The sequence below is a fragment of the Enterococcus sp. OL5 genome (assembly GCF_006491895.1).
Taxonomy (GTDB): Bacteria; Bacillota; Bacilli; order Lactobacillales; family Enterococcaceae; genus Enterococcus_D; species Enterococcus_D innesii.
This window is the reverse complement of record NZ_VHIL01000002.1, coordinates 54715-75044: the sequence shown is the minus strand read 5'-3', so window position 1 is coordinate 75044 and position 20330 is coordinate 54715. Positions and strand designations below refer to the sequence as shown.

Here is a 20330-nt window from a genome sequence, read left to right as displayed (position 1 = left end):
TATGCGAGTGCAGCTTAAACTGAGGTGGTAACACGCAAAAAGGCGTCCTCAAACAAGTCACAGGTGACTTGTTTGAGGATGCCTTTTTTATTGAAAAAGACAAGAACTAGGGGGAAGACGATGATTTCATTAAAAGACATATCAGTAACATTCAATCAACCAAAGAAACCCGCGATCCAAGCGGTCAAAAACGTATCGATCGAGATCGACAAAGGGGACGTGTACGGCATCGTGGGTTACTCAGGCGCCGGGAAAAGTACACTCGTCCGTGTAATCAACTTATTGCAGCGACCAAGCAGCGGCAGCGTCGTCGTCAATGGCACGGAGCTGACCACGCTTTCGGCAAAAGCTCTGCGAGAAAAACGGAAAACGATCGGAATGATCTTTCAGCACTTCAACTTGATGGACAGTCGCAATGTTTTTGATAACGTGGATTTTTCCTTGAAATATGGGGGACGGTCCAAACAGGAACGTCATCAAAAAGTTACCGAGCTGCTGGCGCTTGTTGGATTGGAAGAAAAAGCCCAAGCGTTTCCTAGCCAACTATCTGGAGGACAAAAACAGCGGGTCGCCATCGCCAGAGCTTTGGCAAATGATCCAGAGATCTTGTTGTGTGATGAGGCAACTAGCGCCCTTGATCCGAAAACGACCTTACAGATATTGGCTTTGTTGAAAAAATTAAATCGGACTCTCGGTTTGACCATCGTGATCATTACCCATGAAATGCAGGTCGTCAAAGAAATCTGCAACAAAGTGGCAGTGATGGAAGACGGCGAAGTCATCGAGCAAGGCTCAAGCGTTCAGATTTTCAGCCAACCAGAAAAACCTTTGACCAAAGATTTCATCCGAACGGCGACACACATCGACCAAGCCTTAGAAACGATCCTTGGCAGTTCGAAATTTTCTTCCTTGGCACCGAACGAATGGCTGGTGGAGCTGTCCTATGTGGGGGATCAAACCAATGAACCACTGATCGCCCAATTGTACAGCCGCTACAAAGTGACCACCAATATTCTTTACGGCAACGTGGAGATCTTGCAAGAAGTGCCGATCGGCAGCTTAGTCGTTAGCTTATCCGGCGAATACCAACAGCGTAAACATGCCTTAGAATATTTGAAGTCTCAAGGGGTTTACACCAATATTTTAAAAGAAAATCATGCAGAACCATTAAACAATGTAATTAAAGGAGGATTTTAGATGGCTGCCTTATTAGAAAGATATTTTCCCAATGTTGTTGCGATCCAAGATGAATTTGTGACAGCAACGATCCAAACCTTGTATATGGTTTTTTGGACCTCTTTGATCGCGGGCATCTTAGGCATCTTGTTAGGGATCGTTTTGGTAGTGACTCGACCGAATGGGATTTTAGAAAATCGACCGCTCTTTGAATTTCTCGATAAAGTCATCAATGTGGTGCGCTCGATCCCTTTCATTATCTTATTGACGTTACTAGGAACCTTTACCCGATTTCTTGTGGGAACGACCATCGGTGAAACAGCAGCATTGGTTCCTCTGATTGCTGGGATAATTCCTTTCTTTGCTCGGCAGATCGAGATTGCCTTGCTAGAAGTTGACCCCGGTGTCGTAGAAGCCGCTGAAGCGATGGGCACCAGTCCTTTCGGTATTATTTTTCGGGTCTATTTACCAGAAGGCGTGGCGGGAATCATTCGGGTCTCTGCATTGACCGTGATCAATGTGATCGGATTGACCGCCATGGCAGGAGCTGTTGGCGCTGGCGGTTTAGGCAACTTAGCCATCACCCGCGGGTACAACCGATTCCAGACCGATGTCACGATCATGGCGACCTTGATCATCTTAGTATTCGTTTTTATCAGTCAATTTGTCAGCAACCTACTCATTAAACGAGTATCACACTGACCACCACTTATGTACAAATAAAAAAACAAGCAAGTCTATGGAGGAAGAAAAAATGAAAAAATTCGTACAATCAATCGTCTTAGGGGCAGCATTATTATTTATTACAGGATGCGGAAACAATGGCAGTGCCGCAGCCAATGATCAAGAAGAAGTCACGGTGAAATTAGGGGTGATTGGTGCAGACACCGATGTCTGGGATGATGTCAAAGATCGTTTGAAAGACGAAGGCATCAATTTAGAATATGTTCAATTTTCTGATTACAACCAACCCAATGCAGCTTTGGCTGATGGTTCCATCGACCTCAATTCATTCCAACACCAATTTTTCTTGGACAACTATAATGAAGAATTTGGTACTGATCTCGTATCGATCGGCAATACAGTCAATGCGCCATTAGGTATTTATTCCGACAAAGTGACGGATGTCAACGACTTGGCTGAAGGAGCTAAAGTTGCGATCCCTAATGATGTGACCAATGGTGGTCGGGCATTGCTTTTGTTACAATCAGCTGGATTGATCAAAGTGGATGAAGCAGCCGGACAAACACCAACGGTCGCGGATATTACAGAAAACCGTTTGAACTTAGAAATTTCAGAACTTGATGCAGCGCAAACCGCTCGGGCACTTTCCGATGTCGATGTTTCGGTCATCAATAGCGGCATGGCGGTAGATGCAGGATTTGTACCAACCGAAGATGCGATCTTTTTAGAGCCTGTTGATGAAACGGCCCGTCCTTATGTCAACATCATTGCCGCCCGTAAAGAAGATGAAGACAATGAAGTTTACCAAAAAGTGGTCGCTGCTTACCAAACAGAGGATACGAAAAAAGTTATCGAGGAAACGTCAAAAGGATCAAGTGTTCCTGCTTGGGAAACCTTTGGGGCAAAATAAGTACCACGTAATTTGATATAAAATTGAAAAAACATGTATAAAAAAGGAGAGATTTGATTATGACAACAGCAACTATTACAAAAGCAACGATTAAACCATTTATCCAAGAGCGTTTAGCCGCTTATCAAGCCTTGGCATTAGATATCCATAATCACCCAGAAGTCAGCAACTATGAGTTTTACTCAGCCGATGCCCTGATCGCCCAATTAGAAAAAGAAGGCTTTGCTGTCAAAAAGGATGTGGCAGGCCATCGCACCGGCTTTGATGCCCGCTATGTCAGTGGGAAACCGGGCCCAACGATTGCCTTTTTAGCCGAGTATGATGCGTTACCTGGCATCGGTCATGCCTGCGGACACAATCTCTTCGGGACTTATTCCGTCTTAGCTGCCAGTGCTCTACAACCTTTCATCGATGAGCTAGGCGGGGAGATTCGAGTCTATGGGACGCCAGGAGAAGAAGGTGGAGAAAATGGTTCCGCTAAAGGTAGTTTTGTCCGTGAAGGGTTCTTCAATGATGTCGATGCCGCTCTTTGTGTCCATCCAGCCCATCGCTATGGCAAAACGACAGCGTCATTAGCCAATGATCCAGTGGATATCAAGTTCTATGGTCGAGCTTCCCATGCGGCAGCAGCACCAGAAAAAGGCATCAACGCGTTAGAAGCATTGTTGCAAGTCTTTAACGGGATCAATGGGTTGCGCCTGCATTTACCAAAAGACGTCAATATTCATGGTGTGATCACCGATGGCGGCGTGGCAGCCAATGTCGTGCCAGAATATGCAGCCGGTCGTTTTTATTTACGAGCAGCCAATCGAGCAACCTTGAATGATGTCTACGAGAAAGTCGAAAACATCGTCAAAGGAGCCGCTTTAGCCACGGGAGCGACCTATGAATTCGGCTTGTTCCAAAACTCCGTCGATGATGTGATCGTGACACCAAGTTTTGATGAGATTTTCTTCGCCCATGCCCAAGAAGCGGGCGTACCTGCCGATGAGATCGATACGGAAGCAAAAGCAAGTCTTGGTTCTTCTGATGTCGGCAATGTCAGTCAAGTGATCCCGACGATCCAACCCACCGTTTCGATTTCAGATGACTACATTGCGGGGCATTCGGAAGAATTCAAAGCCGCTGCTAAGAGTGAAAAAGGCTTGCAGTCGATCGCTATCGCGGCTGAACTTTTAGCCCTGACCGCGTTAGATCTTTTTGAACAACCGGCGTTATTAGAAAAAATCAAAGCCGATCATCAAGAAAGTTTAGCGAAAGGCAATTAATGCCAAAATCGTGAAAGAAGATATCCAGAGGATACTCAATAATATAGAAGAAAAAAAGTCTCTGCCGCAAAATGTCGGTAGAGACTTTTTTTGTTAGTCGATGACTAAAATGCCTTCTTTTAATGAAAAAGGATTTTGCTGATTGATATGATCGTAGAACATGACCCCGTTCAAATGATCGATCTCATGCTGAACGACGATCGCAGGATAGTTCTTCAAACGAACTTTTTTCTTTTTGCCGTTAATGTCGTAATAGCTGATCGTGATCCGGGCATGGCGCACCACGTAGCCGGGCACTTCACGGTCCACGGACAGACAGCCCTCGCCTTCACCCAGACAAGCTTCTTGCACGGAATGACTTAAAATTTTGGGATTGTATAGAACATCTTTAAAATCAGGTTCAGTTTTTTCTGGGTCGCTGCTAGGGACGAGGACCGCTGTGATTCGTTTTGAAATATCTAATTGAGGAGCTGCTAGACCAACGCCGCCTCTTAATTCAAGTTCTTCTGCCTTGACTGGGTCTTGGCTGTTTTCTAAAAAGGTCATCATTTCTTTTCCCAGTGCGATATCTTCTTCGCTTAAAGGAAAAGGTACTTCTTTTGCTACTTCACGCAAGGTTGGATTGCCTTCGCGAATAATATCATCCATTGTAATCATTGATGATGTGATTCCTCCTACTATGTAAAAATGACGAAAGCAAGTTTCGTTCCTAATAAAGTGTACCACAAGTGCAGAAAGAAGGGCATAAGAAAGTTTAAAGGGTAAAGCTTTCTTATTAAATGAAACGATATTTCTATATATAAGATTTAATTATGAAATATAGTTGCGAACGAGAAAAGAATCAGTTATAATGCTTTTATAGAAAACGGTATCACGAAAGTGACCCACCAAGGAGGCAAAGAGATGTTCGGCTTTTCTGTATTTATGAACGAAGACTTGACGGCAGCAGAACTTGAGCAGATGACTGCGATGGCATCAGGCTTTAAAGGGATTTTCACCTCCATGCACATACCAGAAGATGATCGCAGTACTTATCGGCAGCGTTTGACGGACTTGGGAGGTTTCGCAAAAGACCATCAGCTGTCTTTAATGGTAGATATTTCTGGAAACGCCTTAGCAGAAGCGGGCTTTTCCATCGACAAGCTGGCGGAACTAAGGGAGATCGGTGTCACTGGTTTACGAATGGACTATGCCATCGACAATCAACAAATCGCTGCTTTTTCAAAAGAAATGACCATCAGTTTGAATGCCAGTACATTAACGGAAAAAGACATTCGAGAGCTGCAGACGTATGGAGCCGATTTTACTCGTTTGGAAGCTTGGCACAATTATTACCCTCGGCCAGAAACAGGACTAGATGCTGACTGGTTTCAGGAGAAGAACCGCTGGTTGAAAGCACAAGGCTTTTTTGTCCAAGCCTTTGTTCCAGGAGATGCCAAGAAACGCGGACCGTTATTTCAAGGATTACCCACACTGGAAAGACACCGCAACTGGTCGCCGTTTGCCGCAGCGATCGACTTGTTGGCTACCGGCTCAGTTGATGCTGTTTATATTGGTGATGGGATGGTTTCTACAAAAAGTGCCCAGCAGTTTGCGACGTATCTGCAAGAAGCGCGGATCGTTTTGCGGGTCAAAGATCTTGGTTCGACTTACTTTGAACACGTACTAGGGAATCACCAAAATCGTTACGATGAAGCTCGAGATGTCTTGCGTAGCGCCGATGCCCGTTTCAATGCCATTCCAGAAGTCAAACCTGAACTTAGTCAAGAGCGGCCAGTGGGTGCTGTGACGATCGATAACCAAGAGTACTTGCGCTATATGGGAGAGATCCAGGTGTGCAAACGTCCTTTGCCAGCAGACCCAAAAGTCAACCTCGCCGCTCAGGTGATACCAGCCGATCTGCCTTTGATCCAACAAATCAAAGCAGGGATGCGATTTAAATTAGAAAGAGATGATTCCAATGAATAAAATCAATTTAGACAAATTAACGACTGAACGACGCAATAGCGAAACGAGCAATTTAGATGAAATGACGATTTTAGAAGCGTGCCAAAAAATGAACCAAGAAGATCAAAAAGTTGCCTATGCAGTGGAAAAAGAAATTCCTAGTATTGAAAAAGTCATTGAACAAACTATCGCTGCTTTTAAAAAAGGCGGACGCTTGATTTATCTTGGCGCTGGTACGAGTGGTCGATTAGGCGTCTTGGATGCGGCCGAATGTGTCCCAACCTTTGGGGTATCACCTGAGATGGTGGTTGGTCTGATCGCCGGTGGCGAAGAAGCGATGACGGTCGCTGTCGAAGGAGCAGAAGACTCCTTAACGCTAGGGAAACAAGACCTTGTCGATCTGAAGTTGAACTCAAATGATATGGTGATCGGGATCGCTGCCAGTGGCAGAACCCCATACGTGATTGGGGCCCTTGACTATGCCAATGAGCTCGGTGCCACAACAGCTACGATCGCTTGTAACAAAGACGCGGAGATCTCTCAGCATGCCAGCTTTCCAATTGAAGTCGATTGTGGCCCAGAGTTTTTGACGGGTTCGACTCGTTTGAAATCTGGGACGGCCCAAAAATTGATTTTGAATATGATCTCGACGTTATCAATGGTAGGGATCGGCAAAGTCTACAATAATTTGATGGTCGACGTGAAAGCGACCAACGAAAAATTGGTGGAACGCTCAAAACGGATCATCATGCAGGCAACTGAAGCTGATTATGAAACAGCCGCCGTGGCATTTGAAGAAGCAGATCAGAATGTCAAATTGGCGATCGTGATGCTGTTGACGGATAGCACGAAAGACGAAGCACAAGCAAAACTTGCCACGGCACAAGGGTTTGTCAAAACGGCGCTAGGAGGAGAAAAGTAATGGCAAAAGAAACACTGACGGTAGAAGAGTTAGCGGAGAAGATTTTTCAAGAAGCCGGCGGAATGGACAACGTAGAAACAGTCAATCACTGTATGACTCGCGTACGAATGACCGTCCGCGACCACGACAAGGTCGATCAACAAGGGTTAAAAGAGATTCCCGGTGTGATGGGGGTCGTCAATGACGAGCAGCTGCAAGTCATTATCGGACCAGGGAAAGTCAACAAAGTAGCTAACGCAATGGTGGCAAAAGCCGGTGTTGATTTAGGGCAAGAGATCCCGCAGCAAAAATCAGGCAAAGAGGCGTTATCAGAAAAAACGGCAGAGATGAAAGCAGCCCAAAAAGCCAAACAAAAATCATCGCCATTGAAGTCGCTGCTGAAAGACATTTCAAATATTTTTGTTCCAATGATTCCAGCCTTCGTTGGTGCAGGACTCATTGCAGGGATCGCCTCCGTTCTGACCAACATGATCACGGCTGGCCGATTAGATGGAGACACTTGGAATTATTATGTCATGATTTTAAACGTCCTCAGAAATGGGATGTTCACCTATTTAGCGATCTTTACTGGGGTCAATGCTGCGCAGGTCTTTAAAGCCAATCCAACCCTTGGTGGAGTGATCGGTTCGATCATCTTGCTGACAGGTATGAACCCAGAAGCCCCGATCCAAAACTTGTTCACTGGCGAAGCGTTAGCTGCCAACCAAGGAGGGATCATCGGTGTGATCTTCGCAGTATGGCTTTTGGCGAAATTAGAGGCAGTGCTGCATCGAGTGATTCCCGAAGCGATCGATATTATCGTGACCCCGACGTTGTGTTTGTTGATTATCGGTTTGACGGAGATTTTCTTGATCATGCCATTGGCCGGTCTGATCTCTGACAGCTTAGTCGGTTCGATCACTTGGGTCTTGAATGTGGGCGGTGCTTTTTCTGGGTTTGTCTTAGGGGCGGCCTTCCTACCAATGGTCATGTTTGGTTTGCATCAAATTTTGACCCCGATCCACATCCAAATGATCGAGGCAACAGGCAGCACGCAATTATTACCGATTTTAGCCATGGCTGGTGCCGGTCAAGTCGGAGCAGCTTTAGCCTTATGGGTACGACTACGTAAAGACAAAGAGCTTTCTGAAATGATCAAAGGTGCATTGCCAGTTGGGATCTTAGGCATCGGCGAACCATTGATCTACGGAGTGACATTGCCATTAGGTCGACCATTTATCACTGCTTGTATTGGTGGTGGGATCGGTGGTGCGGTCATTGGCGCTTTGACAAATATCGGCGCAACGGCGATTGGACCATCAGGGTTAGCTTTGATTCCATTGATTGCCAACGGCCGTTGGATGGGCTATATTTTCGGCTTGTTAGCAGGCTATGCTGGCGGCTTCGTTGCCACCTACTTCTTTGGGATTCCGAAAGATCGCTTAGAAGCAGTCAAAGAAAGCGAGGCAGAGGAGGCAAAATCAGCTGCAACCGTCACTTCCGTGCAATCGCAACCAAAAGAAACGAGTGAAACGGCGGCAAAGGAAACGGCAGCAAATTCATCAGCAACAACGATCGATACCCCCTTATACGCAGTAGCAACAGGTACGACAAAAGCGATCAGTGCATCAAGTGATCCGGTATTTTCGCAAAAAATGATGGGCGACGGGTATTTTGTCTTGCCAGACAATGGGGCGATCTTTGCACCAGCAGCAGGAACGATCACGACGATTTTTCCAACGAAACATGCATTGGGGATCAAGACTGCCAGTGGGCTAGAGATTTTGCTGCACATGGGGGTCGACACCGTCGAATTGCAAGGAGCACCTTTTGAGATCCTGGTGGAGGAAGGCCAAGCCGTGACACCAGCCACCCAAGTTGCCCAAGTCGATTTGGCGCAGTTGACAGCCAAAGGCAAAGCTACTGAGATGCTCGTGATTATCACCAATATGGACCAAGCAGCCAACGTTGAACTGTTACCGATCGCGGAAACAAAAGCAGGTCAAGCAGTCATGCATGTGGCAACGATAAAATAATGGTAAAACCTCTATCTGATAAAGATAGAGGTTTTTTTTAAGAAGTTACTAAATTGATTGCGGAAACGAGGTCTTTATGTTACAGTTTCGTTACAAAGGGAGAAATCCCATTCGAGGAGGCAATGACGATGAAAAAAATAATTTGGTTCGGACTAATGACGCTGGCATTTTCACCATTGATGGTTCATGCAGATGAAACGGCTACGAGTGGAAGTGACAATCCGGTTGCCGTTAGCGAGACGCTTTCATCAGAAGGGCAAACAGATAGTGAGCAGATCCAAAATTCTGCCCAAGAAAGTACAGCGGAAGACCAAGAAACGGATCAATCCGCTACTTCAGAAACTACAGCTGACGAGAATCAAGAGCCAGTCGATTCCGAAGCCGTTATTGCCTCGATCCAAGCAGAGACAGGGACGCAAAACGTCAATGAGATCAACACGTTAGCTGATGAACCTAGTTCGCTACGTAGTGCCTTAACTCAAGGGATCACTGAAGGCAGTGTGACCGCATTTACCCAAGAACAGTTGGACCAGTTGACAGATGAAGAATTGACCAATGGCAATCGCCTAGCACTACGTTATTCTAGTGATGCGATGGGCTTTGATATTGCTTACTTGGCAAAAATCATCGGTGCCTTGTTTGTCGATCAGACGTTATCCTGGGAAGCCATTGAGCCACAACTGGCTTTTGATGCGAATAGCTACGCCAGTTTTGCTGACTTGATTCCTGTCGTGGATCAGTTGCAGGAATATTTACGGGTCGTCTATCCAGCAGACGGAGTCTTTTTACATTTGAATCAAGCCGTTTCCAACGAATGGATGATTTCGATTTTAACCAATTTGAATCAGATGGAACAAGAGATGCAAGTCGATCCAGGTGCCTTTGTTCCAGGACGGATCTCTTATATCATTCAAGCGGCAAATGATTCCATGTATCTGCCTACAGGCACGCAAACGAGTACGACTGAAGAAGCGACCGCAACATCGACGACCGCTCAAGAAACAGCGACAACGACTTCTTCGAAAGAGGCCAACGCTACTGCCGATGGCGAAAAAACATTACCTAAAACCAATGAAGCGCCAAGCTATACCTTATTGATCGCAGGGATCATCCTGCTGCTGATCGTTTTCTTGATTTTATGGCGCCGAAAGAAAAAATGAACGTTATTTATAATAGGCAGAATGAAAAAATAGCAACCTTCGTTTTCCATCAGGGAAACGAAGGTTTTTTGTTTTCAGAAATTTCATTTATGATTTCTTTTCAAATAACGCCTTTTATAAAAAGACCAGAATCGATTCCTTCATAAAAAAGTCAAATTTAAATTCTTGCATTCTCTGGTGAAGGGTGTATAATGACACAGTGTCATATGACATCGTGTCATATTGAGAGCTGTGATTTATTTTAATTAGAAAGGAGATGCTTGTGATGCCGACAGATACATTTTTTCACTTGCCGCCGGAAAAACAAAAGCGCATTTTAAATGCGGCGAAAAAAGAATTTTCCAGGCTGCCTTTGAAAGACGCCTCGATCGCCAACATCATCAAAGATGCCGAAATTCCTCGGGGGAGTTTTTACCAATACTTCGAAAACAAAGAAGATCTTTACTACTATTATTTCCATACGTTGAAAAAAAATAGTCAGCGAGACCTGCTGAAATCGATCCAACATGAAAATGGGGATCTATTTGCGGGGTTCGAATGGTACTTTTCACGGATGATCGCCGAGGTTTTTAAAGGCAAAAATGCAAACTTTTACCGCAATTTATTTATGAGTATGGATTATCGTTCCTTCCATAAAGTCGTGCCAGAGATGCAGCACAAGATGCATCAAGAACACAAAGCCGATCGGCAGAAGCAGCAAGCCATCTTTTTGTCAGAAATCGACAAAGATTTATTGAAAGTCAAAGACGACCATGAGTTGAAAATGTTGATCCAGCTGCTGATGCATACCGTCTTTTCGACGATTGCCGAAGCCTATCGCCAATCAGCGTTTGATCCAGACTATGATCCTGCCGAAGCGATCGCTGATTTCAACAGTAAAGTCCGCTGGTTAAGAGAGGGCGCAAAAAAAGAAAGAGGGGAAACCTATGATTAAGCTGATAAAACGCGTATCCGTCATTTCCATCATCATGGCAGTGGTGTTTATGGTGATCCAAGTCGTTTCTGATTTGTATCTACCGACATTGACTTCCAACATTATCAACAATGGTGTGGCGACAGGCGACATTGATTACATTTGGAAAACCGGCTTTTACATGATCGGCTTTTCATTGATCAGTATCATCGCCGCTTTAGGAAATACGTATTTCGCAACAAGAGAATCACAAAAATTAGGACAAAAACTACGTTCGGACATTTACCAAAAAGTTGAGAATTTTTCTTCTCGTTCTTTCGATAAATTCGGGACCGCATCATTGATCACACGGACCACCAACGACGTCAACCAAATTCAAATGGTGACGCAAATGTTTTTACGTATGATGATCAATGCACCGATCACACTGATTGGGGCGAGCTTCTTGGCCTATCAAAAAGATGCCCAATTAACGAGAATCTTTTTAGTCGTTATTCCTATCATGCTGGTATTGGTCGGCGGTATTATGTATTTTGCCGTTCCTTTATTCAAAAGTATGCAAAAGAAAACCGACCGTTTGAACTTAGTCTTTCGTGAAGGCTTGACGGGGGTCCGGGTCATTCGGGCATTTGACAAAACGGATTATGAAGCAAACCGCTTTGATGAAGCCAACAAAGATTACACCCACACCGCGATTAAAGTAAATACCATCGTGGCCTTGATGATGCCATTGATGACGTTGATCATGAGTGGGACGAACATTGCCATCACGTGGTTTGGCGGTCATTATATTGCAGAAATGACCTTAGAAGTCGGAAACTTGATTGCGTTTATGACTTATGCGATGCAAATTTTGATCAGCTTTATGATGCTGTCCATGATCTTCGTGATGGTGCCAAGAGCCCAAGCATCAGCTGACCGGATCAACGAAGTCTTAAATGAAGAAGATGAAATTCTCGATCCAAAAACACCAGCGACATTGAGCTTACAAGGGGATCAAGCAACCTTGACTTTTGACCATGTGGCGTATCGCTACCAAGGCGCTGAGAAATTGGCGTTGGAAGATATCGACTTCCAAGCAAAATCTGGTGATTTTGTTGCCATCATCGGTGGGACGGGCTCAGGGAAAACGACACTAGTCAATCTCTTGCCTCGTTTGTACGATGTGGAGTCTGGTGCAATCAAAATCAATGGGATCAATATTGCAGAAATCACCCAGCATAATCTACGAGAAGTCGTGGGCTTTGTTCCGCAAAAAGCGGTACTGTTTTCCGGTACCATTCGTGAAAATATGAAATATGGAAAACCTGATGCGACAGACGAAGAAATCTGGCAAGCATTAGAGATCGCCCAAGCCAAAGATTTTGTCTCCGAACTGGCAGATGGCTTAGATAGCCGTGTAGAACAAGGCGGCGGCAACTTCTCTGGTGGACAACGTCAACGTTTAGCGATTGCTCGTGCGTTAGTGAAACAAGCAGATGTCTATGTCTTTGATGATTCCTTCTCCGCATTGGACTTCAAAACCGATGCAAACTTACGAGCAGCGCTGAAACGCGACATGCAAGACAGCATCATGGTCGTGGTTGCCCAACGGGTCAGCACCGTCATGGATGCCGATACGATCTTAGTATTAGATGAAGGACAACTCGTAGGGAAAGGGACCCATGAATCATTAATGGCAGACAATGAAACCTATCAAGAAATCGTTTCTTCACAATTGAGAGAGGAGGATCTTGCATGAGTGAAAAGAAAACAACAACACAACACCGTGGCGGACCAATGGGTGGCGGCCCGGGCCGTAACATCGGTGCCAAAGGACCAAAACCAAAAAACTTTTGGGGGACGGTCAAACGGCTTTTCGGGTACATGTCGAAACGCTCCATCGCTATCATTGCCGTCTTCGTTTTAGCGATCGCAGCCGTGATCTTCCAAATCCAAACACCGAAAATTTTAGGGGAAGCGACCACTGAAATTTTTAAAGGGGTCATGATCGGTACACAGCAGATGCAAGCCGGCCAACAGGTGACAGAATTTCCTATCGATTTTGAGAAAGTTGGTCAAATCATTTTGATCGCGATCGGCATGTATGTGATTTCAGCCGTCTTCAACTTTCTACAACAGTTTATTATGACCCGTGTCTCTCAACGAACGGTTTATGAGCTGCGTCGAGACTTAGATGAAAAAATGAACCGCTTGCCGATCTCTTACTATGATACTCACTCAAATGGGGATATCATGTCACGGGCAATCAATGATATGGATAATATCGCAAGTACCCTGCAACAAAACTTGACCCAATTTATTACGAGTGTCGTGACCTTTATCGGGGTTTTGTGGATGATGCTGACGATCAGTTGGCAACTGACTTTGATTGCTTTAGCAACGGTTCCTTTAAGCTTGATCGTCGTGATGATCGTCGCACCAAAATCGCAAAAATTCTTTGCGGCCCAACAAAAAAGTTTAGGATTGCTCAATGACCAAGTCGAAGAAACTTACGGCGGTCATACAGTAGTCAAAACCTTCAACCATGAAGCTGCCGATCAAGTCGTTTTTGAAGAAGAAAATGACCGTCTGTATTCCGCTGGTTGGAAAGCCCAATTTATTTCAGCGATCATTATGCCCTTGATGAACTTCATTAAAAACTTAGGCTATGTCTTCGTGGCTGTCCTTGGTGGGATCAAAGTGGCGAATGGGAACATGACGTTAGGGGATGTGCAAGCATTCTTGCAATACACCAATCAATTCTCTCAACCAATCACTCAAATCGCTAGCTTACTAAACACCATCCAATCAACCGTTGCATCTGCCGAACGGGTCTTTGAAGTCTTGGATGAAGAAGAAATGAATGATGAGCCTTCTGGTTTACCAGTGGAAGACAGTGAATACAAAGTTCGTTTCGATCATGTTCAATTTGGTTATGCCCCAGACAAATTATTGATGACCGATTTTAATCTGGATGTCAAAGCTGGTGAGATGGTGGCTATCGTAGGACCAACCGGCGCTGGGAAAACCACGCTGATCAATCTCTTGGAACGTTTTTATGATGTTTCTGGCGGTAGCATTCGTTATGATGGCAGAGATACCCGAGACTTGACTCGTGATGAATTGCGTAGTAATATCTCGATGGTGCTGCAAGATACGTGGTTGTTTACCGGCTCCATCTATGACAACATTCATTATGGAAATGAAAAAGCGACCAAAGAACAAGTGATTGCTGCGGCGAAGGCTGCCCATGTGGATGATTTTGTTCGCAAATTGCCAGAAGGCTATGATACGGTCTTGAATGAAGAAGCCAGCAACATCTCCCAAGGTCAACGTCAGCTGATCACGATCGCCCGCGCCTTCTTAGCGGATCCAGACGTCTTGATTTTGGATGAAGCAACTTCTAGTGTCGATACGCGGACTGAGATCTTGATCCAGAAAGCAATGGGACGTTTGTTAGAAAATCGGACCAGCTTTGTGGTTGCTCACCGTCTCTCTACGATTCGTGATGCTGACAATATCATCGTGATGAATCACGGATCTATTGTTGAAACTGGAAACCATGAGGAATTGATGGCGCAAAACGGTTTCTATGCAGACCTTTATAACAGTCAATTTTCAGAAGAAGTGGCGTGATCCACTGTTTGTAATGAAAGAAATTCTTCCCCAAATGATGATAAACAGACCGCCAAAGGTTGACTGAAAGAAAGCAGTGATTGTCACTGCTTTCTTTTTTTATGAATTTTTATCGCTTTAATTTAAATATTTATTGCAATTATCTAGATGAAAATGTATATTAATACATAATCTCGAATGATCCAAGACAAGGAGTGAAACCAATGAGTCATCTTTTTCCTAATTACAGCCGTTTGCCCATCGATATCCAGCAAGGCAGCGGGAGCTATGTCGTAGATTCGCAAGGGAACCAATATTTAGATTTAACGAGCGGTATCGGGGTTGTCAATCTCGGTTATGGACATCCCAAAGTGCAAGCCGCTTTGATGACCCAAGCAGAGCAGATTTGGCATGTGCCGAATTTATATGACAGCCAACTACAAGAAGAAGTTGCCCAAAAGCTGACCCAAAACCAAAAGAACGTATCAGACGAGCCGTATCTGGCCTATTTTTGTAATAGCGGCGCTGAGGCGAACGAAGCAGCTTTAAAGCTGGCTCGCAAAGCGACTGGCCGTAGCAAAGTCATCAGTTTTGAACAATCTTTCCACGGTCGGACCTTTGGCGCGATGTCTTTGACTGGGCAAAGCAGTATTCACGATGGGTTTGGTCCGCTGGTACCAGAGATGGTTTATGTACCGTTTAATGACCTTGAGGCATTGCAAGCCGTTTTAGATGAGCAGACGGCAGCCGTGTTTTTAGAATTGATCCAAGGCGAAGGCGGCGTGATCCCTGCCGAGGTGGCGTGGGTCCAAGGGGTGGCAGCCCTTTGTCAGGAGCAGGGAGCACTGCTGGTGGTGGATGAGATCCAAACCGGGATGGGACGGACAGGAACACTGTTTGCTTTTGAAGGATATGGCATTGAACCTGATCTTTTTACCGTAGCAAAAGGGCTTGGTAACGGGATCCCTGTCGGTGCAATGCTAGGCAAAAGTCATTTGCAAACGGCTTTTGGACCCGGTAGTCACGGTTCGACCTTTGGTGGCAATAAATTAGCGATGGCCGCTGCTAGTGCCGTATGCAGTGTGTTGCAAGAAGAGGACATTCAAGTCAATGTTCAATTGCGCCAGCAGCAGTTTTTCGACGGATTGCAAGGATTATCTAAAGTGCAGGCGATTCGTGGGAAAGGATTGATGATCGGTATCGAATTAGCAGATTCGGAAAGCTTGCAATCCGTGTTGACCCAACTGCGGAACCAAGGCCTCCTCGCATTAAAGGCGGGAACCAAGGTTTTGCGCTTGCTGCCACCCTTAACGATCTCGCAAGAGGAAACGAAAGCATCCTTGGCGATTTTACAAGCGATCTTAGCATAATTGTATAAAAATAGATTTTTCGGGCATTTTTTCTTATAAAAACCGAGTAACAGTGAATTTATTTTGAATAGTTTTATAAATAATCATTGACAGAGCAATGGGAGTTTCTTATAATCTTAAGTAAATTCTTTTGAGGAGTGACGTGTTTGAAGGCAGCAATCGTTGGTGTAACAGGGTATACCGGAATTGAATTGATTCGTTTGATCCAGCAACATCCCCAATTGGAGGTGGGCACCTTGCATAGTCATTCTATGCATGAAAATTCATCAGTTTTGTATCCTCATCTAGTTGGGCTGACAGAGAAGCTGATCGAACCTTTTGATGCAGAAAAAATCCAAAAGGAAAATCAACTCGTGTTTTTTGCGACTCCTGCTGGAATCAGCAAAGAACTCGCAGCGACTTTTGTCGCAAATGACTTTCCAGTGATTGACCTTTCTGGTGATCTGCGATTGAAGGATCGGGATAGCTATCAAAAATGGTATCACCAAGAAGCTGCCCCTGCCGAGTTGTTGGCACACGCGACCTATTCGCTGCCTGAGTTTGCAACGACTCCTGGCAATTTGATCGCCAATCCAGGCTGTTATGCGACTGCTGCCATTTTAGTGGCTGCGCCGTTGGTTCAGCAAAAACTATTCAGCGGCACGTTGATTTTTGATGGCAAGTCGGGCTTATCGGGTGCTGGTAAGAAATTGACCGACAGCAGTCACTTTGCAACCGCTGCGGATAACATGACGATGTATAAGCCAAATCAGCATCAGCATATTCCCGAGATCATGCAACAGTTTCAACAATGGGATCAGGCAATGCCGCCGATCCAATTTTCTACCAGCTTACTGCCTGTCAAAAGAGGGATCTTTATGACGCTTTATGCGCCTCTCAAAGACACGATTTCGCAAGAGGACATCTATGAGCAGTACGTAAAAACATATCAAGACCATCCGTTTGTCCGAGTCCAACCGTTAGGAAAGCTGCCCGAGCTACGGCAAGTGACGGGAACGAATTTTTGTGACATTGGCCTATGTTTCAATCCGCTGACCCAAGTGTTGACCGTTGTCGCAGTGATCGATAATTTAGGCAAAGGGGCTGCTGGCCAAGCAATCCAAAACTTCAATCGATGGGCAGGGATACCAGAAACGACCGGTCTTATGCAAGCTCCGTTATACCCATAAAATAGCCAACAGACACGTGAGAATACTCGTGTCAGCCAGTGGACAATCCGCAAAAAGGTGGCAGTAGGAGGAAAGAAAATGAAAGAAATCGAAGGAACGATCGCAACCCCAAAAGGTTTTTTTGCCGACGGTCTGCATTGCGGTCTGAAGAAAGAGAAAGTCGATCTTGGTTGGATCGTCTCTGAAGTGCCAGCCAGTGCTGCGGCAGTCTTTACCACCAATCAAGTACAAGCGGCACCCATTCTCGTTACAAAGGAAAAAATGCAAGCAGGCACCTTGCAAGGCGTGATCGTCAATGCGGGCAATGCCAATGCTTGTACCGGGGAGCAAGGTTTAAAAGATGCACAAGAGATGGCAGAATTGGCAGCAGACCAGCTGCATACGAGTCCCGAAGCCTTTGCGGTAGCCTCCACCGGAATCATTGGCAAGAGCTTACCGATGGAAAAAATCACTGCAGGGATTCAGCAACTAAACAGGCAAGGGGATGCCCACCAATTCCAAAGAGCGATTTTGACGACGGATCTGACTGAAAAAAGCAGTGTCATCCAATCAACAATCGCTGACAAAACGGTGACTGTTGCGGGCTGTGCCAAAGGGTCCGGTATGATCCATCCCAATATGGCCACGATGCTGGCCTTTGTTACGACAGATGCGGCGATCGCTCCAGCACTCTTGCAAGCACTGCTGAAAGAATTAACCGACGTTACTTTCAATCAAATCACGGTCGATGGCGATACATCTACCAATGATATGGTGTTAGTTTTAGCCAACGGGTTAGCCAAAAATCCAACGATCGAAGCCGATACGCCAGCTTATCATGAGTTTAAAGGGATGCTTAAAGCAGTTCTGACCGCCTTAGCCAAAGCAATTGCGAAGGACGGAGAAGGCGCCAGCAAATTGATCGAAGCTCACACGAGTGGAGCTGTGACCGATGAAGCAGCCCGCATGATCAGCAAAACCATCGTCGGTTCGCCGCTGGTCAAAACAGCCCTCTTTGGCAAAGACCCAAACTGGGGGCGTATCTTATGTGCAGTGGGTTATAGTGGGCAACCCATCGATCCAGCAACGGTATCGATCGCATTAGCCGACATTCCCGTCTTTGTCCAAGGGACGCCGGTAGCTTTTGACGAAACCATCATGCAAGAACAGTTGGCGGAAAATGAAGTCAAAGTCGCTGTTGAGCTGAAAGAAGGGGCAGGTGTTGGCACCGCTTGGGGCTGTGATCTGACGTATGACTATGTGAAAATCAACGCACTATATCATACCTGAAACAAATCAGGTACTAGACAAAAAGGAGCGAGTAGATGGAAACGATCGTAGTAAAAATCGGCGGTGTCGCCTCAGAAAATTTAACCCCGTCATTCTTTGAGACGATAGCAGATTGGCAAGCTGCGGGCAAAAAAGTGGTCATCGTCCATGGCGGTGGTCACTACATCTCAGAAATGATGGAGAAAATGGCGTTGACAGTCAAAATCAAAGACGGCTTGCGGGTGACCGATCCCCAGACGCTTGAAGTGACTAGAATGGTCCTTTTGGGACAAGTTCAACCGCTGATTACGACTGCTTTCCAGCAAGCTGGCTTCCATGCCGTGGGACTGAATGCTGGCTGTGATCAGCTGATCCAAGGAGAAGTTATCGATGAGGAGAAATTAGGGCAAGTAGGGAAAGTTCAGCGAATCAACGCCGCCTTCTTGCAGCTCTTGACAGAGAAAAAACATGTCCCGATCTTGGCCCCACTAGGAATTACGCCAGAGGGGCAATGGTTGAACATCAACGCGGATGAAGTGGCTTGTCAGGTCGCAGCCAGCTTACAAGCCGAAAAACTGTATTTGTTGACGGATGTCCCTGGGATCAAGCAAGAAAGTAAGTGGTTATCCGCTGTTTCTTTTGAAGAGATCCCCCGCTTGATCACCGAAGAAGTAGTCACGGGCGGCATGCTGCCAAAACTAAAAAGTGCTCAGAAAGCCTTAAAAGCAGGGGTAGCTGCCGTTTGTATCACCGATCGGATCGATCGTTTAGGAACCCAGATCCTCGCGGCAAGTCCAGCAGCAGCTGGCTGTAGTTGAAGCCATTAGCGACACCCAAGCGCCTCCTCTCTACTCATAAAAATGCAAAATTCTGACTTTTCTGTGCGTTTCTTCTTATTTTCTCTAAAAAAAGAATAAAAGAGATAGGGATTTCATTTGCTAGAATTTCGTTTTATCAGTACAATGAGTACATATGTAAGTAGGGGGAGAAACAATGACAGATTTCTTATTGGGGAGCAGTACGAAGTTGCTGACTGTTGCAATTCGGGTAAAAGACCGCGATCAAGCGATTGCCTTTTATCGCGATGTACTTGGCTTTGAGCTGAAAAGAGAAGAAAATGAGTTGGCCATCTTTGGTCTAAAAGGATTAGATAGAGAAGTTTTATGGTTGGAAGAAAGCCCGCGTGCCAACGACCATTTCGGTGAGATCAAAAAGATGCAGCGCATCGTTTTAGCCGTATCCTCGCTAGAAGAAGCGGCAACTATCGCGAGCAATGCCCAACAAAAAGCGATTGCTTTCGAAGAAGCTCGTTATGAAGCGAATCAATTAGGCTTCCTGATAGCTGATCCAGAAGGAAACAAAATCGAAGTCTTATTTACAGCACCCGCAGGAACTGTGGTACCAAAAGACGAAGCAGAATTGATCAAAGCGGCACCTGCAAAAGCGGCTGGCTTATCAAAAGAGGCTCATTTTGGCAAGCTGTATTTAAACGTCAGTGATTTAGCCAAAGAGCAGCTTTTCTTAGAAGAAAGCTTAGGATTGAAAACAAAAGAAGCCGAAACAAAGGAATTTATCCTCAATGATGGTGACTTCCAAGTTGGCTTGACTGAAGCACAAGGTGGTACGATCGACTTACCGAGCCACGAGGTGCTTGGCTTAGACTTCTTGAAAATCTCCATCAGTCAAGAAGATATCGATACATTGGAAAAACACTTGTCTGAGAAGAACCAAGAGTTTTTCATCGACAAAAAACGGCAATTGTTGACGACCTACGATGCGATCGGTATCGAATGGTGGTTTATCGTTAAAAAATAAAGTGTTTTGAAAGAAAAAGCAGAGAGGACTATTCTCTGTCTTTTTCTTTTTTTTTGTCAAAAAAAGAAACTTTTGTTTTTATTTCGCACGAAAGAGTGCAAAAACCTGTTACATCGATTCGAAGACCAATCATTGA

At 45.3% G+C, this 20330-nt stretch carries 17 protein-coding genes and 1 other annotated feature (1 of these 18 running past the window's edge); of the genes, 16 read left to right on the top strand and 1 reads right to left on the bottom strand.

Features of this window, described 5'->3' with window-relative positions:
- Positions 1 to 53 (top strand) — a binding site (T-box leader); it begins 188 nt to the left of the window's first position.
- A gap of 67 nt (positions 54 to 120) precedes the next feature.
- Genes FJU10_RS02805 through FJU10_RS02790 form a run of 4 tightly spaced genes read left to right on the top strand, consistent with a single transcriptional unit; the run spans position 121 to position 4038 of the window.
- The gene (locus tag FJU10_RS02805) at positions 121 to 1197 is read left to right on the top strand and encodes a methionine ABC transporter ATP-binding protein (protein ID WP_086293864.1); all 1077 of its coding nucleotides are present in this window, start codon (positions 121 to 123) and stop codon (positions 1195 to 1197) included.
- Positions 1198 to 1878 (top strand): methionine ABC transporter permease, encoded by a 681-nt coding sequence (locus FJU10_RS02800; RefSeq protein WP_010748680.1) that lies wholly within the window; start codon positions 1198 to 1200, stop codon positions 1876 to 1878.
- Positions 1879 to 1930: 52 nt separating this feature from the next.
- Positions 1931 to 2770 carry a MetQ/NlpA family ABC transporter substrate-binding protein gene (locus FJU10_RS02795; RefSeq protein ID WP_081118269.1) on the top strand — a complete coding sequence of 280 codons (840 nt, stop codon included), beginning with the start codon at positions 1931 to 1933 and terminating at the stop codon, positions 2768 to 2770.
- Positions 2771 to 2829: 59 nt separating this feature from the next.
- Positions 2830 to 4038 carry a M20 family metallopeptidase gene (locus FJU10_RS02790; protein ID WP_081118270.1) on the top strand — a complete coding sequence of 403 codons (1209 nt, stop codon included), beginning with the start codon at positions 2830 to 2832 and terminating at the stop codon, positions 4036 to 4038.
- A 93-nt stretch (positions 4039 to 4131) separates the two neighbouring features.
- Here FJU10_RS02790 and def read toward each other — a convergent pair whose 3' ends face one another.
- Positions 4132 to 4695, bottom strand: coding sequence for a peptide deformylase (gene def / locus FJU10_RS02785; RefSeq protein ID WP_005227211.1), 564 nt, complete (start codon positions 4693 to 4695; stop codon positions 4132 to 4134).
- Positions 4696 to 4941: 246 nt separating this feature from the next.
- Between def and FJU10_RS02780 the strand changes: the two genes are divergently transcribed.
- The 12 genes from FJU10_RS02780 to FJU10_RS02725 all read left to right on the top strand — a co-directional run bounded on the left by FJU10_RS02780 (position 4942) and on the right by FJU10_RS02725 (position 20194).
- Positions 4942 to 6006, top strand: a complete 1065-nt coding sequence (locus tag FJU10_RS02780; protein ID WP_189372224.1) for a DUF871 domain-containing protein — start codon at positions 4942 to 4944, stop codon at positions 6004 to 6006.
- The gene (gene murQ, locus FJU10_RS02775) at positions 5999 to 6907 is read left to right on the top strand and encodes an N-acetylmuramic acid 6-phosphate etherase (RefSeq protein ID WP_140965117.1); all 909 of its coding nucleotides are present in this window, start codon (positions 5999 to 6001) and stop codon (positions 6905 to 6907) included. Before FJU10_RS02780 ends, murQ begins: the two co-directional genes overlap by 8 nt.
- Positions 6907 to 8922, top strand: coding sequence for a glucose PTS transporter subunit IIA (locus FJU10_RS02770; RefSeq protein ID WP_140965116.1), 2016 nt, complete (start codon positions 6907 to 6909; stop codon positions 8920 to 8922). Before murQ ends, FJU10_RS02770 begins: the two co-directional genes overlap by 1 nt.
- Before the next feature lie 128 nt (positions 8923 to 9050).
- Positions 9051 to 10082, top strand: coding sequence for an LPXTG cell wall anchor domain-containing protein (locus FJU10_RS02765; RefSeq protein ID WP_081118274.1), 1032 nt, complete (start codon positions 9051 to 9053; stop codon positions 10080 to 10082).
- 265 nt (positions 10083 to 10347) lie between these two features.
- Positions 10348 to 11016, top strand: coding sequence for a TetR/AcrR family transcriptional regulator (locus tag FJU10_RS02760; protein WP_077453958.1), 669 nt, complete (start codon positions 10348 to 10350; stop codon positions 11014 to 11016).
- Positions 11009 to 12736 carry an ABC transporter ATP-binding protein gene (locus FJU10_RS02755; RefSeq protein ID WP_140965115.1) on the top strand — a complete coding sequence of 576 codons (1728 nt, stop codon included), beginning with the start codon at positions 11009 to 11011 and terminating at the stop codon, positions 12734 to 12736. Before FJU10_RS02760 ends, FJU10_RS02755 begins: the two co-directional genes overlap by 8 nt.
- Positions 12733 to 14613 carry an ABC transporter ATP-binding protein gene (locus FJU10_RS02750; RefSeq protein ID WP_061053672.1) on the top strand — a complete coding sequence of 627 codons (1881 nt, stop codon included), beginning with the start codon at positions 12733 to 12735 and terminating at the stop codon, positions 14611 to 14613. The genes FJU10_RS02755 and FJU10_RS02750 overlap by 4 nt, the downstream gene beginning before the upstream one ends.
- A 203-nt stretch (positions 14614 to 14816) precedes the next feature.
- Complete coding sequence (locus FJU10_RS02745; RefSeq protein WP_140965114.1) at positions 14817 to 15962, top strand: acetylornithine transaminase; 1146 nt, start codon at positions 14817 to 14819, stop codon at positions 15960 to 15962.
- Positions 15963 to 16108: 146 nt separating this feature from the next.
- Positions 16109 to 17131 carry an N-acetyl-gamma-glutamyl-phosphate reductase gene (gene argC / locus FJU10_RS02740; RefSeq protein WP_101698788.1) on the top strand — a complete coding sequence of 341 codons (1023 nt, stop codon included), beginning with the start codon at positions 16109 to 16111 and terminating at the stop codon, positions 17129 to 17131.
- Positions 17132 to 17209: 78 nt separating this feature from the next.
- Entirely contained in the window at positions 17210 to 18400 is a 1191-nt protein-coding gene (gene argJ / locus FJU10_RS02735; RefSeq protein WP_034878112.1) for a bifunctional glutamate N-acetyltransferase/amino-acid acetyltransferase ArgJ, read from the top strand.
- Between the two features lie 35 nt (positions 18401 to 18435).
- On the top strand, positions 18436 to 19197 hold the full coding sequence (argB, locus tag FJU10_RS02730; RefSeq protein ID WP_005232286.1) for an acetylglutamate kinase: 762 nt from the start codon (positions 18436 to 18438) through the stop codon (positions 19195 to 19197).
- A gap of 175 nt (positions 19198 to 19372) precedes the next feature.
- Positions 19373 to 20194 carry a VOC family protein gene (locus FJU10_RS02725; protein WP_008376185.1) on the top strand — a complete coding sequence of 274 codons (822 nt, stop codon included), beginning with the start codon at positions 19373 to 19375 and terminating at the stop codon, positions 20192 to 20194.
- Positions 20195 to 20330 lie beyond the last annotated feature (136 nt).